Origin of the sequence: Streptomyces sp. NPDC087300 (genome assembly GCF_044744425.1) — a bacterium.
In the GTDB taxonomy this organism is placed as follows: domain Bacteria; phylum Actinomycetota; class Actinomycetes; order Streptomycetales; family Streptomycetaceae; genus Streptomyces.
Map to the genome: position 1 here is coordinate 186,948 of NZ_JBIUYI010000002.1, position 13,001 is coordinate 199,948.

Here is a 13,001-nt window from a genome sequence, read left to right on the forward strand (position 1 = left end):
CCCGCAGTGGGATGTCAGGTGAACGACGTGTGGCGGAATGGTTAACCAGCCTTCCGGGACGGCATTTCCCGGGCTGATTCGCCATTCGTCGGCTCGCTGTTAACCGTTTGTTGCACCTGAGTTGGGCCGCCAATCGAAATGCCTTCCTAGCGTCTGGGACGTGCAAGGAAGTCATCGAAACCCGCTGCGGGTCGCCGTGCTCGCCGATTCCGATACGCGATGGAAATGGGGCGCTCTCACCGCGAACCGCATCGTATCGGACAATCGGCCCGACGAGCATGGGCCGGAGAACCACCGGCTGAACGGCTACCTCCTCCGCGGCCGGGCCACCCCGACCCCCCGCCAGCTCGAAGAAGTGGGGGTGCGCGCGGACTCGCTGCGCGAGGTCACCGCCGTCGAGTTCCTGCGGGAGATGGGGCGCGAGGCGCCCGACGTGATCGTGCTCGCCCTGGTGGGCGGCGCGGTCCAGGCGGTTCTGCACGGCCTCGCCCGCGTCGTCGAGGACGCCCGCCTGACCGGCGGGCGCGGCAAGCGGCCCGTCGTCGTCACCGGCTACGTCGGCGTCGTCTACGAGAAGCTCGCCGACGGCCTCCTGCTGCGGCACGGCGCCGACGTCGTACTCGCCAACTCCCGCCAGGACGCGGAGCGTTTCCGCGCCGTGTACGAGGGAGTGGGCGCCGACGCCACCGCGGTGACGGAGGCCGCGCTGCCCTTCCTCGGCGGCGCGCCCTACGAGAAGCACGACCCCTACACCGTCGTCTTCGCCGCCCAGCCCTCCGTGCCCGACAGCGCGGCCCAGCGCACCTACCTGCTGCGCCGCCTGGTCGAACACGCCAGGCTGCACCCCGACCGCGAGGTGCTGCTCAAGCTGCGCAGCAAGCCCGGCGAGCACACCACGCACATCGAGGAGCTGCCCTACCAGAAGCTGGCGCAGCGCATCGAGGGCGGACCGCCCGCCAACTTCCAGCTCGTCTACGGCCACATGGGCGAGGTCCTCGACCGCACCGACCTGCTCGTCACCGTCTCCTCGACGGCGGCCCTTGAGTCCCTGCACCGGCGCATCCCCACCGCGGTCCTCACCGACCTCGGGGTGCGCGAGGCGCTCGGCAACCACCACTTCACCGGCTCGGGCTGCCTCACCTCCTGGGACAGGATCGACGCGGGCGACCTGCCCGAGCCCGACGAGCGGTGGCTGGCCCGGCAGGGCGTCGCCGCCGACGGCGGCTACGAGCGGGCCTTCGACGGCGCGCGCGAGCGGGTCACCGCCCTGCTCGCCGACGCGGCCGACGGTCAACTCCCGCCCCTGAAGCCGTACTACAGCCTCGTCACCGCCCGCGGCTACCTGCCCGGCATCCTCGCCCGTCACCACCTCGGGCCCGACGGGACGCCGCTGCCCGGCGCGCCCGCGGCCGACAAGGACCCGGGTCCCGTACGGCAGATCGTGCGCCGCGCGGCCCGCGGCGCCTACCGCCACGGCGTGCAGCGCGTGGCGCCCGTCATCCGGCGGATGGGCGAGCTGTGACGCCCGGACGTGCCGCGCGGACGAGCCCCGCCGTGCCTCCGGCACCCGCCGCGGACGCGGTGACCACCCCCCACCCCTCCTCAGCCGACCTCTCAGGAGCCCCCATGTCCCACCCCGACCCAGCGGGCACGCAGGTACGCCGCGTCCTCGCCGTCATCCCCGCCCGCGGCGGGTCCAAGGGCGTGCCCGCCAAGAACCTCGCCCCGGTCGGCGGTGTGCCCCTGGTGGCCAGAGCCATCCGTGAATGCCTGGCGTCCCGCCTGGTCACCGACGTCGTCGTCTCCACCGACGACCACGTGATCGCCGAGGCCGCCCGCGCCGCGGGCGCCGAAGTGGTGCTCCGCCCCGCCGCGATCGCCGGTGACACCGCGACCAGCGAGGCCGCCGTCCTGCACGCCATGGACGCCCACGAGGCCCTGCACGGCGCCGCCGTGGACGTCGTCCTGCTCGTGCAGTGCACCAGCCCCTTCCTCACCCGCGAGGACATCGACGGGGTGGCCGGCGCGGTCGTCGAGAACGGCGCGGACACCGCCGTCACCGTCGCCCCCTTCCACGGCTTCATCTGGCGCGACGCGGCGGACGACGCCACGGACGGCGCGGCCGACGTCGCCGAGCGGCGCACGGACGCCGTCGGCGGCACCGCCACCCTCGCCAACTCCACGCGTACGCGCGGCGGTTACGGCGTCAACCACGACAAGTCCTTCCGGCCGCGCCGTCAGGACCGCCCCCAGGACCTCCTGGAGACCGGCGCCGCCTACGCGATGGACGCGGCGGGCTTCCGCACCGAGAAGCACCGCTTCTTCGGCCACACCGAGCCGGTGCGCACCGACCCCGCCCGCGTCCTGGAGGTCGACGACCCGCACGACCTCGCCCGCGCCCGCGCGCTCTCCCCGCTCTTCGACGCGGATCGCCCCGACGGCGACGCCGCCCTCCCGACCGCCGCGGACATCGACGCGGTCGTCCTCGACTTCGACGGCACCCAGACCGACGACAGGGTGCTGATCGACTCCGATGGAAGGGAGTTCGTCTCCGTGCACCGCGGGGACGGCCTCGGCATCGCGGCCCTCCGCAGGAGCGGCCTGGACATGCTGATCCTCTCCACGGAACAGAACCCGGTCGTCGCCGCGCGGGCCAGGAAGCTCAAGCTTCCCGTCCTGCACGGCATCGACCGCAAGGACCTCGCACTGAAGCAGTGGTGCGAGGAGCAGGGCATCGCTCCCGAGCGCGTGCTCTACGTCGGCAACGACGTCAACGACCTCCCGTGCTTCGCCCTCGTGGGCTGGCCCGTGGCGGTCGCGAGCGCCCACGACGTCGTGCGCGGCGCGGCCCGCGCGGTCACCACCGTCCCCGGCGGTGAAGGCGCGATCCGAGAGATCGCCACCTGGATCCTCGGCCCCTCTCTCGACTCCCTCCACAGTTAAGGACTGTTCTGTCATGAGCTCCATCACCCCCATCGGCGCCAACTCCCGTCTCCGCCAGTTCGGTTCGAAGACGGCGGGTCCCGGTCAGCCCGTGTACATCACCGGTGAGATCGGCATCAACCACAACGGTGACCTGGAGAACGCCTTCGCGCTCATCGACGTGGCCGCCGAGGCCGGCTGCGACGCGGTCAAGTTCCAGAAGCGCACGCCGGAGATCTGCACCCCGCGCGACCAGTGGGACATCGAGCGCGACACCCCCTGGGGCCGCATGACCTACATCGACTACCGCCACCGCGTGGAGTTCGGTGAGGCCGAGTACCAGGCGATCAGCGAGCACTGCGCCAAGCGCGGCATCGACTGGTTCGCCTCGCCGTGGGACACCGAGGCCGTCGCCTTCCTGGAGAAGTTCGACCTGCCCGCCCACAAGGTGGCCTCCGCCTCGCTCACCGACGACGAGCTGCTGCGCGCCCTGCGCGCCACCGGCCGCACGGTCATCCTCTCCACCGGCATGTCGACGCCGAAGCAGATCCGTCACGCGGTCGAGGTCCTCGGCTCGGACAACATCCTGATGTGCCACGCCACCTCGACGTACCCGGCGCAGGCCGAGGAGCTCAACCTCCGCGTCATCAACACCCTCCAGGCCGAGTACCCGAACGTCCCGATCGGCTACTCCGGCCACGAGACCGGCCTGCAGACCACGCTGGCCGCGGTCGCCCTCGGCGCCGCCTTCGTCGAGCGCCACATCACCCTGGACCGCGCCATGTGGGGCTCCGACCAGGCCGCCTCCGTCGAGCCGCAGGGTCTGACCCGCCTGGTCCGCGACATCCGCACCATCGAGGCCTCCCTCGGCGACGGCGTCAAGAAGGTCTACGAGTCGGAGCTCGGCCCGATGAAGAAGCTGCGCCGCGTCGCGGGCGTCGTCGCCGAGAGCGAGTCCACGTCGGACACCGAGCCGGTCGCCGTCTGAGCACGCGGCCCGCTTTACCGGGATACGGACACACGGGATACGGATCTACGACGATGAGCCCCAGAGTCGGCCGAGCCGCCGACCACACCGGCACCACCGCTCCCTCCACGCTCGCCTTCGTGGAGAGCCCCGTTCAGCTTCTGAACGTCCTGGAGTGGGCGCACGCCGCGGCGGCGACCGGGCCGACCGGGGGCCTCACCGTCGTCGTCCTCTCCCCGAACGACCCGATGACGCGCGGGCAGCTGCGCCGCATGGCACAGCTGGCCCGCGACGAGGGCGTCGAAGTCCGCTGGGAGGAGGCGCGCGGCGGCACCGCGGCCCCCTTCCACACCATCGGCGGCCTCGCGGGCGCGCTGCGCAGGGCCGACCGGATAGTGATCGGCGACCCGTTCTCCCGCTACGTGCAGCTGCTGCTCACCATCACCAAGGCCCGGTCCCTGGTGGTGGTGGACGACGGCACGGCCACGATGGAGTTCATCGCCCAGCTCGCGCGCGGTGAACGCCTGGTGCGCTGGCACCGCAAGGGCGGCCGTCCCGGCCCGCGCGACCTGGTCTTCGCGCCGGTCTCCGCGTCCGCGCGGCGCAGGCTCACGCCCGGCGGCACGCGCGCGGTGGAGGTCTTCTCCGCCATGCCCATCGAGCAGGCGCCGGACGGGGTGACCGTCACCGTCAACGCGTTCGCCTGGACCAGGGAACGGTTCGGGCCGCCCCGCATCACGCGCGGCGCCGACCTGGTCGGCACCTCGCTGGTGGAGACGGGCGTGGTCGACCCGGACCGCTACCTCGACGCCGTGCGCGCGCTCTCGCACACGCACGGCGCCAACCGCTACTTCGCCCACCGCAGGGAGAGCGCCGAGAAGCTCCACCGCCTCGCGGTCGAGACGGGCCTCCAGGTCGTACGCCCCGATCTGCCCCTGGAGCTGATCGCACGGCGCGGACCGATCGGCCGTACGATCCTCAGCTTCCCCTCGACGGTCGTGCACACCCTGCCGCTCGCCCTCGCGGGCACCGACGTGAAGGTCGCGGTCTGCGACATCGACCCGGCCTGGCTGACCGAGACGGCCTCCCCGCGCGCCCAGGGCTTCCTGTCCGGGGTCACCGGCACGGCGCGCGACGTGCACCGCCTGACGTCGGTCGTCGCGTCACCGGCCGGCTGATCCGGGCGAAGGGCGGTCGAAGGGACGGTCGAGGGGCCCTCGCTCAGACGCTGGTCCGCAGCCAGGTCCAGGTGTTGGGGCCGACGATGCCGTCGTCCGGGAGCCGGACGCTCCGCTGGAACGCCCGCACCGCGGAGCGGGTGTCCTTGCCGAACTGGCCGTCGATCCCCGACGAGCCGATGTCTTTGCCGTGGAAGCGCAGGAGGGCCTGGATCTCCTTGACCTTCTTGCCGCTGTCGCCGTAGTCGGCGTAGGTGTTGTGGGTGTCGTAGCCGCAGTAGAAGCCGAGGCCGGTCCGCCACGAGCAGCCCGCCAGGGCGGTGGCGGCGGACGGCTCGGCGGAGGGGGCGGCGGCCGATGCCGTGGCGGCCGCTCCGGTCACGGCGGTGGCGGCGAGCAGGCCGGCGGTCAGGACGGCCGCGGCCACGCGGTTGACGGGCATGTGGGCTCCAGTGGGTCGGGCGGCGCGGACGGCCGCCTCGGATGGGAAACTTGCCGCCCGGGCGAGGCCCACGCTAGGACGGCGGCCACGGGCCGCGCGTCCCACGGTGGTGTGACTCCCGACTGCACCGACGGTTGCAGCACCGTCAACCAGTGACGTAGCGGCCGCCTGGCGTCCACCCCACGGGGTAGTGCGCCGCGGGCGTCAGCGGGCCGCCGACAGCGCGGCGGCGAACGGCACCCACAGCGCGGCGCGGTAACCCTCCAGCAGCGCGGCGGGCGCGTCCGACGCCGTGGCCGCGACGTTGACCGCGGAGACGGCGGCGAGGCCGAGCGCGGCACCGAACTGGAACGACGTGTAGAGCAGCGCGCCCGCGAGCCGCCCCGGCATCACCTACGTCCCCGTCACCGACGCGGCCCCGACGGGTACGGCGTGGTGTGGCGCATCGGCCACGACACGGCGGCGGTGGCGGCGTTCGCGCGGACGGCGGGCGAGGCGGCGCGTGGGGTGTGAGCGGGCCTGGGGTCTTTCGTGAGCGAGTGGTGGAGCGTGTACCGCCGCACGCCGGGTGCGTCCGTGGTGGCCTTCACGTGGGCCGAGGCGTCGGTCCACTCCGAGACGACGATCGCGCGGGCGCCGTCCGTCGTCATCGTGATCGCGAAGACGCCGGGGGAGTGCCCGGCGTCGTGCACCACGCTGCGGTGCAGCCGGGTCCTGTTGAGGCCGGGCCGTTCGATGCCGGGGACCAGCGTGTCGACGCGGTTGATCACGGTGGTGCGGTAGGCGCGGGCCCACGCGAGGTGGTCCTCGCGCTCGTCCACTGCGCGTAGTGGAGGAGGCCGGTGCCGTCCGTCGCGACGAAGAGGTGCTGCGCGAGCCGCGCGGGAGGTGCCTCGGCGGCGGCCCACTCCTCGATGACGGCGTCGGCGGCCGCCCGGGTGCGCTCCGGGGTGCCGGTGCGCCACTCGCTGATCAGGACGGTCCCCGCGTCGGGATGGAGGAGATCCAGGAAAGGTGTCATGCCACCCGACGCTCCTCCCTCGACCACGGTTGAGGTCAACCGCGCGGAAAACTTGAGGAACCGGGCGTACGGCCACGGCTACCCTCCCCGGATGACGATCACCTACGAGTGGCGAGGCCCCTTCGAGGACACGGAGGTCAACGTCCTGCACGCCGAGGGGTTCGGGCACCCGGTCCTCGACATCGGCTGGCGGGCGCAACTGGCACGGCACAGCCTCGGCTGGGTCTGCGCGCGGGACGACACCCACGGCGACCTCGTCGGCTTCGTCAACGTCGCCTGGGACGGCGGGGTGCACGCCTTCGTCCTCGACACCGTCGTGACGGGGCCGCACCGGAGCCGGGGCACCGGGGCCGGACTCGTCGCGCGCGCCGTCGAAGGCGCGCGCGAGCAGGGCTGCGAGTGGCTGCACGTCGACTTCGACGACGAACTGCGCGGCTTCTACTTCGACGCCTGCGGGTTCCGGCCGACGGCGGCGGGGCTCATCGCGCTCTGAGCACGGGGGCGGACGCCGTCGCACGCCGTCGCCGGGGCGCCGCGGAACAGGACGTCAGCGGAACGTCAGCGAAGTGACGGCGAAGCGTGAGCGGCAGGGCGCAGACTCATGGATGTCCGCAGGTCAGGCGCGGCTTTCCGGTAAGACCGGGCGGCTGCCGTGCCGCGCCTCGGGCGCACGACCACGCTCATCACCACCTCGGGGGATCTCCCATGCGTACGTTCCGCAACCGCACCACCGTCCTCGCCGCATCGGCCACCGCCGCCCTCGCCCTGACCCTCACCGCCTGCGGCGGCGGGGACGGGGCCGCCGACGCGAAGTCCGCGGGCTCCGCCGCCGAAAGCTCCGCGTCGGCGGCCTCGCACGGCGGCTCGGGCAAGAACGATGCCAAGGGCGACTCGGGCAAGAACGATTCCAAGAGCGGCTCCAAGGGCGGCGACGCGGGCACCGGCGGCGCATCGGCGCACGGCGGCTCCGGCAAGGGCGCGACCGGCGGTGACAGCGCCGTCAAGGCGTCCACCGGCGGCGGCTCCCAGGCCGCGCAGGTGTGCACCACCAAGGACGTCCGCATCAGCGCCGCGTACCGGGGCGGCGCGCCCTACACCCACATCGTCCTGACCGCGAAGAACACCTCGGGCCACAGCTGCACGATGCGGGGCTTCCCGCGGGTCCAGTTCCTGGAGAGCCACAAGCAGGACGTCCCCGCGGTCGCCAAGAGCAAGCCCGCCGCCCCCGTCGTGCTGCCCGCGGGCGCCCCCGCGTACGCCCTGGTCAAGCTGTCGGACGGCGGCAAGGACGAGTACACCGAGCCCGTCACCGCCTTCTCCGTGATGCTCCAGGGCGGCAACGGCCAGGCCGCGGTGCGGGCCCCGGGCAGCGGCATCGCCGTCGACCCCGCGAAGTGGGCGACGGGCTACTGGACGCCCGAACTCCGCAACGGCGCCGACGACTTCTGAGCCGGCCGGGCCGACCCCTTCGGCCCGGTCAACGCGGCGGCCGGGACCCCCGACCCGGCCGCCGACCCGGCGGGGCCCCTCACCGGGCCCCGCCACCGTCTTCCCCGGCGGCTCATCGAGGCCGGGCGATCACGTGGAAGGTGGTCCCCAGCGGATCGGTGACCTGCGCCATCCGCCCGTACAGCGTCGCCGAGGGGGCCTGGGCTGCGCCGCCCGCCGCCGTCGCGCGGGCCACCGTCACGTCCGCGTCCGCCACTTCGAACGTCGTCTCCCAGCGGGAGACCGGCGCCTCCGGCGTCCCGAGGACGCCGCCGATCTCGTGCCCGTCCGGCCGCCGCAGGAACGTGAAGTCAAAGTCCGGCAGGTCCTTGTTCCCGTCCAGGGTGTAGGAGAAGACCGCCGCGTAGAACGCCCTCGCGCGCTCCGCCTCCGGCGTCGACAGGTCGTTGCGCACCAGCGTGTCCGGCTCGTTCACCCGCTCGCAGCCGAGCAGGTCACGCCCCTGCCAGAGCCCGAACTCGGCGCCCACCGGGTCGACGGCCACCGCCGCCCGCGCCAGCCCGCCGAGCTCCGCGGGCGCCCGCCGCAGCTCCCCGCCCGCCGCCACGACACGCCCGGCGACCGCGTCGCAGTCGTCCGCGGCGAAGTACGTCCGCCAGGCGCCGAGCCGCTCCGCGCCCGCGGGCACCGTACGCAGCCCCGCGACCGGGCGGCCGCGCAGCAGGAAGGTGACCCCGTGCCCCCGCTCGGCGCGCGGCTCCCAGCCGAACAGCGCCCCGTAGAACTCCACCGCGCGCCCGGCCCCGTCCCCTTCGGTGACGTCGAGGTCGGTCCACGTGGGCGTGGACTCGGGCTGGTTCCTGGTGACTAGGCTCATCGGGTCCACCGTTCGCGTTCCTCGGGGTGCGGTCAGGTGTCTCCGACGCTAGAGCCCATATAGGTCGGATCCTGTCCCAGTTGGCGGCGGACCGGACGTCCCGCCCCGCTCACGGCCGGGGCACCGGCCCCCTACAGGCGCCGAACGGCATCCGCATCCTTCGAGGCGACCCAAAAGTTTACCCATCGCGACCAACGCCCATGCGCCACGCGGCCACGAATTCTTCCCCTAACGGGCTGAACTTTTGTTGATCGTGGGTCAGTTGGACCCCGCGTCGCCTTACCCTTCACAGGGTGAACCAATTGATGTCCCGCGAGTCCGAAGCCGAGCCGGGATCCGAGTCCGCTCCCGCGGAAGCACTCCCCGGCGCGCTGCCCGAAGCGCTGCGCGCCGAACTCGTCGCCTTCCGGCGCGACTTGCACATGCACCCCGAGCTCGGCAACCAGGAGTTCCGTACCACCGCGGCCCTCAAGGCCCGGCTTGAGGAGGCGGGCCTTGAGCCCCGTGTGCTCGCCATCGGTACGGGTCTGACCTGTGACATCGGCGAATGGGACGGCGTAAGGCCCATGCTCGCGCTGCGTGCCGACATCGACGCGCTGCCCATCCCCGACACCAAGCTGGGCGTGCCGTACCGCTCGACCGTGCCCGACCGCGCCCACGCCTGCGGACATGACGTGCACACCACCGTCGTGCTCGGCGCGGGTCTGGTCCTCGCCGCGCTCGCCGAGCGCGGCCAACTGCCCTGCCCGGTCCGGCTGATCTTCCAGCCCGCCGAGGAGGTCCTGCCGGGCGGCGCGTCCGACGCGATCGAGTCGGGCGTCCTCGACGGCGTCGGCCGGATCATCGGAGTGCACTGCGACCCGCGCGTCGACGCGGGCCGCATCGGCCTGCGGCACGGCCCCATCACCTCGGCCTGCGACCGCCTGGAGGTCGCGCTCGACGGTCCGGGCGGACACACCGCGCGCCCGCATCTCACCACCGACCTGGTGACCGCGGCCGCCAAGGTCGTCACCGAGGTCCCCGCCCTGGTCGCCCGGCGCATCGACGCCCGCTCGGGCCTCTCGGTGACCTGGGGCCGCATCGAGTCCGGGCACGCCTGCAACGTGATCCCGCAGCACGCCGAACTCTCCGGTACGGTCCGCTGCCTCGACCTCAAGGCCTGGCGGCAGGCGCCCGACCTGGTGCACGGCGCGATCCAGGAGGTCGCCGAGCTCTACCGCGCCAAGTCCGAGATCAACTACATCCGCGGCGTGCCCCCGGTGGTCAACGACCCGGTGGTCACCGACCTGTTGCGTGAGTCGATGACCGAGCGCCGCGGCCCGCTCTCCGTCGAGGACACCGAACAGAGCCTCGGCGGCGAGGACTTCTCCTGGTACCTGGAGCACGTGCCGGGCGCCATGGCCCGCCTCGGCGTCCGCAAGCCGGGCGAGCGCACGGTCCGCGACCTCCACCAGGGCGACTTCGACGCGGACGAGTCGGCCATCACGGTCGGCGTGGAACTCTTCACCGCCGCCGCGCTGCTGGATGCCGCCCGGGTCTGACGGGGCGGAAAGGGCCGGTTGCGCACGACCCGTGCACCCGGACGTAACCGGCCCTCGGCACGAATAGGTAACGGCAGTGCGAAACCCCGTTCCCCTCCCTTTCTACGCGCGTTACTGTGCGCCGAAATCAGCGTCGTACGCGGCGCGTTGGGGATCAAGGGGTGCTTCCTGTGCGTCGTCTCTCTCGGAAATCTCAGGGCCGTAAATCTCCGGGCCGCACGTCCCGGGCCACTCACGTCGCGGCCGCCGTCGCCGTGCTCGCCCTCGCCGCCGCGGGCTGCGGCAAGACCAGCGACGAGGCATCGAAGGACGACGGCAAGGACAAGGGTTCCGCCGGTTCGTCGAAGTACGACGGCAAGGGCATCGGCCTGGCCTACGACATCGGCGGCAAGGGCGACCAGTCCTTCAACGACGCCGCGTACGCGGGCTACGCGAAGGCCCGCAAGGAGTTCAAGATCGGCGGTGTGGACATGGAGCCGGGCGACGGCGAGTCCAGCGCCGACAAGGTCCAGCGGCTCGAACAGCTCGCCAGGCAGGGCTACGACCCGGTGGTCGGCGTCGGCTTCGTCTACGCGCCCGCCGTGCAGGCCGCGGCGAAGAAGTACCCCGACACCACCTTCGGGATCATCGACGACAACACCGTGAAGGCGGACAACGTCGTCGACCTGGTCTTCCACGAGGAGCAGGGCTCCTATCTCGCGGGCGTCGCCGCGGCCGAGGTCACCAAGGCCAAGCACGTCGGCTTCGTGGGCGGCGTGGACATCCCGCTCATCCACAAGTTCGAGGCGGGCTTCGTCCAGGGCGTGAAGTCCGTGGACCCGAAGATCGAGATCGAGAAGCGCTATCTGACCGAGAAGCCCGAGGAGGGCGGCTTCTCCAGCCCCGACAAGGGCCAGAACGCCGCCAGCGGGCAGATCGAGGCCGGCGCCGACGTGATCTACCACGCCGCCGGGCTCTCCGGGCAGGGCGTCATCCAGGAGGCGGGCTCGCAGAAGGTGTGGGCGATCGGCGTCGACTCCGACCAGTACAAGCAGAAGGCGCTCGCCAAGTACAAGGACTACATCCTCGGCTCGGCGTTCAAGGACGTCGGCGGCGCGGTCTACGACCTGACGAAGTCCGTCGTCCAGGGCAAGCCGATGCAGGGCGAGCAGCGCTACGACCTGAAGTCGGGCCGCGTCGGATTCTCCGACTCGAATCCGAAGTACACCGCGATGAAGGACGTCGTCGCCGCGGTGGAGAAGGCCAAGAAGGACATCATCAGCGGAAAGGTCAAGGTCAAGATCGCGCCATAGCGCGCGGACCGAGAGACGTTTTACGTAGTACGTACTGCGGCGTCTGGGCGTCCCCACGAAGGGGGCGCCCACCCGGCGTTCGGGCGCCGGACATCTGGTGGCCACAGCTCGATAACGGACCGGACAGAAGGGTTCTTATGTCAGGTCTACGCGCGTTACGCTGCGGCGAAATCAGCGCCAGGTGAGGCGCTCGTACGTGCTTGTGCTTGCTTGTACTAAGGAGTTCGTCTCTATGCGCCGGGTGTCTCGAATAGCTGTCGCGGGCGCCGCGACCGCAGCCCTCGCCGTCTCCGTCTCTGCCTGCGGTGGCACGTCAAGCGACGCCGCCGCCAGCAAGGACGACAAGAACAAGGGCGTCGCCATCGCCTACGACGTCGGCGGCGCCGGCGACCAGTCGTTCAACGACGCCGCGACCGAGGGCATGAAGAAGGCCGCCGCCGAGTTCAAGACCGGCGAGAAGGCCGTCGAGCCGGTCGACGGCGAGTCGGACGCCGACAAGGCGCAGCGCCTGACGCAGCTCGCGAAGCAGGGCTACAACCCGGTCATCGGTGTCGGCTACGCCTACGCCCCGGCGATCAAGGAAGTCTCCGCGAAGTTCCCGAAGGTCTCCTTCGGCATCGTCGACGACGAGACCGTCAAGGCCAAGAACGTCTCCGACCTGGTCTTCAGCGAGCAGGAGGCGTCCTACCTCGCGGGCGTCACCGCCGCCAAGGTCACCAAGTCCAACACCGTCGGCTTCGTGGGTGGCGTGGACGTGCCGCTCATCCACAAGTTCGAGGCGGGCTTCGTCCAGGGCGTCAAGGACACGAACCCCAAGGTCAAGGTCGTCAAGCAGTACCTGACCGAGAAGGCGGAGGACGGCGGGTTCACCAGCCCCGACAAGGGCAAGACCGCCACCCAGGGCCACATCGAGAAGGGCGCCGACGTGGTCTACCACGCCGCGGGCCTCTCCGGTCAGGGCGTCATCGAGGCCGCCGCCGCCAAGAAGGTCTGGGCGATCGGCGTCGACTCCGACCAGTACAAGCAGGACGCGCTCGCCAAGTACAAGAAGTACATCCTGACCTCGGCGACCAAGGACGTCGCGGGCTCGGTCTACAACCTGGCGAAGGCAGTCGAGGACGGCAACGCCAAGGGCGGCGTCGTCCGCGCGGACCTCGCCTCCGGCGGTGTCGCGCTGACCGACTCGAACCCCGCGTTCAAGAAGATGACCGATGTCCAGGCCGCCGTGAAGAAGGCCGAAGAGGGCATCAAGAGCGGCAAGATCAAGGTCAAGGCCAAGCCGTAACGGCGTGACCGCGTAACGGTGTGACGG

The 13,001-nt window shown here is 71.8% G+C and carries 13 protein-coding genes and 1 pseudogene; 9 read left to right on the plus strand and 5 right to left on the minus strand.

The annotated features are described in order from the left end of the window. Positions 1-184 precede the first annotated feature (184 nt). The 4 genes from ACIO9J_RS06410 (at position 185) to ACIO9J_RS06425 (ending at position 5,067) form a co-directional block, all read left to right on the plus strand. The gene (locus tag ACIO9J_RS06410; RefSeq protein WP_401995847.1) at positions 185-1,522 is read left to right on the plus strand and encodes a DUF6716 putative glycosyltransferase; all 1,338 of its coding nucleotides are present in this window, start codon (positions 185-187) and stop codon (positions 1,520-1,522) included. A gap of 104 nt (positions 1,523-1,626) precedes the next feature. After that, positions 1,627-2,943: a cytidylyltransferase domain-containing protein gene (locus ACIO9J_RS06415; protein ID WP_401993489.1), complete on the plus strand. Its 1,317-nt coding sequence runs from the start codon at positions 1,627-1,629 to the stop codon at positions 2,941-2,943. 13 nt (positions 2,944-2,956) lie between these two features. Continuing rightward, positions 2,957-3,910 (plus strand): N-acetylneuraminate synthase family protein, encoded by a 954-nt coding sequence (locus tag ACIO9J_RS06420; RefSeq protein ID WP_401993492.1) that lies wholly within the window; start codon positions 2,957-2,959, stop codon positions 3,908-3,910. A 53-nt stretch (positions 3,911-3,963) separates the two neighbouring features. Then, a complete protein-coding gene (locus ACIO9J_RS06425) occupies positions 3,964-5,067 on the plus strand; it encodes a hypothetical protein (RefSeq protein WP_401993495.1) in 1,104 nt (367 codons plus the stop codon). A 43-nt stretch (positions 5,068-5,110) separates the two neighbouring features. On the opposite strand, the gene ACIO9J_RS06430 is transcribed toward ACIO9J_RS06425, so the two are convergent. From ACIO9J_RS06430 to ACIO9J_RS06445, 4 genes and pseudogenes are all read right to left on the minus strand, one after another. Next, positions 5,111-5,509, minus strand: coding sequence for a peptidoglycan-binding protein (locus ACIO9J_RS06430; protein ID WP_401993498.1), 399 nt, complete (start codon positions 5,507-5,509; stop codon positions 5,111-5,113). A 210-nt stretch (positions 5,510-5,719) separates the two neighbouring features. After that, a pseudogene (locus tag ACIO9J_RS06435) lies at positions 5,720-5,887 on the minus strand (MFS transporter); the annotation flags it as partial. A gap of 26 nt (positions 5,888-5,913) precedes the next feature. After that, positions 5,914-6,330 (minus strand): hypothetical protein, encoded by a 417-nt coding sequence (locus tag ACIO9J_RS06440; RefSeq protein WP_401993501.1) that lies wholly within the window; start codon positions 6,328-6,330, stop codon positions 5,914-5,916. Then, positions 6,276-6,530 (minus strand): hypothetical protein, encoded by a 255-nt coding sequence (locus ACIO9J_RS06445; RefSeq protein ID WP_401993504.1) that lies wholly within the window; start codon positions 6,528-6,530, stop codon positions 6,276-6,278. The genes ACIO9J_RS06440 and ACIO9J_RS06445 overlap by 55 nt, the downstream gene beginning before the upstream one ends. A 91-nt stretch (positions 6,531-6,621) precedes the next feature. On the opposite strand from ACIO9J_RS06445, the gene ACIO9J_RS06450 reads away from it, so the two are divergent. Then, positions 6,622-7,023: a GNAT family N-acetyltransferase gene (locus ACIO9J_RS06450; protein ID WP_401993507.1), complete on the plus strand. Its 402-nt coding sequence runs from the start codon at positions 6,622-6,624 to the stop codon at positions 7,021-7,023. Positions 7,024-7,235: 212 nt separating this feature from the next. Next, complete coding sequence (locus tag ACIO9J_RS06455) at positions 7,236-7,979, plus strand: DUF4232 domain-containing protein (RefSeq protein WP_401993510.1); 744 nt, start codon at positions 7,236-7,238, stop codon at positions 7,977-7,979. Positions 7,980-8,091: 112 nt separating this feature from the next. Here the strand turns inward: ACIO9J_RS06455 and ACIO9J_RS06460 are convergent, their stop codons facing one another. Further along, complete coding sequence (locus ACIO9J_RS06460; protein WP_401993513.1) at positions 8,092-8,856, minus strand: VOC family protein; 765 nt, start codon at positions 8,854-8,856, stop codon at positions 8,092-8,094. A gap of 305 nt (positions 8,857-9,161) precedes the next feature. On the opposite strand from ACIO9J_RS06460, the gene ACIO9J_RS06465 reads away from it, so the two are divergent. From ACIO9J_RS06465 to ACIO9J_RS06475, 3 genes are all read left to right on the plus strand, one after another. Next, entirely contained in the window at positions 9,162-10,397 is a 1,236-nt protein-coding gene (locus ACIO9J_RS06465) for an amidohydrolase (protein ID WP_401995850.1), read from the plus strand. Positions 10,398-10,567: 170 nt separating this feature from the next. Then, the gene (locus tag ACIO9J_RS06470; RefSeq protein WP_401993516.1) at positions 10,568-11,689 is read left to right on the plus strand and encodes a BMP family protein; all 1,122 of its coding nucleotides are present in this window, start codon (positions 10,568-10,570) and stop codon (positions 11,687-11,689) included. 232 nt (positions 11,690-11,921) lie between these two features. Continuing rightward, positions 11,922-12,974, plus strand: coding sequence for a BMP family protein (locus tag ACIO9J_RS06475; RefSeq protein ID WP_401993519.1), 1,053 nt, complete (start codon positions 11,922-11,924; stop codon positions 12,972-12,974). The last annotated feature ends 27 nt before the right edge of the window (positions 12,975-13,001 follow it).

Bases quoted from the DNA above. Each gene is read 5' to 3' on its own strand.
- ACIO9J_RS06415 (WP_401993489.1), top strand. From the start codon at position 1,627: ATGTCCCACCCCGACCCAGCGGGCACGCAGGTACGCCGCGTCCTCGCC.
- ACIO9J_RS06420 (WP_401993492.1), top strand. From the start codon at position 2,957: ATGAGCTCCATCACCCCCATCGGCGCCAACTCCCGTCTCCGCCAGTTC.
- ACIO9J_RS06425 (WP_401993495.1), top strand. From the start codon at position 3,964: ATGAGCCCCAGAGTCGGCCGAGCCGCCGACCACACCGGCACCACCGCT.
- ACIO9J_RS06430 (WP_401993498.1), bottom strand. From the start codon at position 5,509: ATGCCCGTCAACCGCGTGGCCGCGGCCGTCCTGACCGCCGGCCTGCTC.
- ACIO9J_RS06445 (WP_401993504.1), bottom strand. From the start codon at position 6,530: ATGACACCTTTCCTGGATCTCCTCCATCCCGACGCGGGGACCGTCCTG.
- ACIO9J_RS06450 (WP_401993507.1), top strand. From the start codon at position 6,622: ATGACGATCACCTACGAGTGGCGAGGCCCCTTCGAGGACACGGAGGTC.
- ACIO9J_RS06455 (WP_401993510.1), top strand. From the start codon at position 7,236: ATGCGTACGTTCCGCAACCGCACCACCGTCCTCGCCGCATCGGCCACC.
- ACIO9J_RS06460 (WP_401993513.1), bottom strand. From the start codon at position 8,856: ATGAGCCTAGTCACCAGGAACCAGCCCGAGTCCACGCCCACGTGGACC.
- ACIO9J_RS06465 (WP_401995850.1), top strand. From the start codon at position 9,162: ATGTCCCGCGAGTCCGAAGCCGAGCCGGGATCCGAGTCCGCTCCCGCG.
- ACIO9J_RS06475 (WP_401993519.1), top strand. From the start codon at position 11,922: ATGCGCCGGGTGTCTCGAATAGCTGTCGCGGGCGCCGCGACCGCAGCC.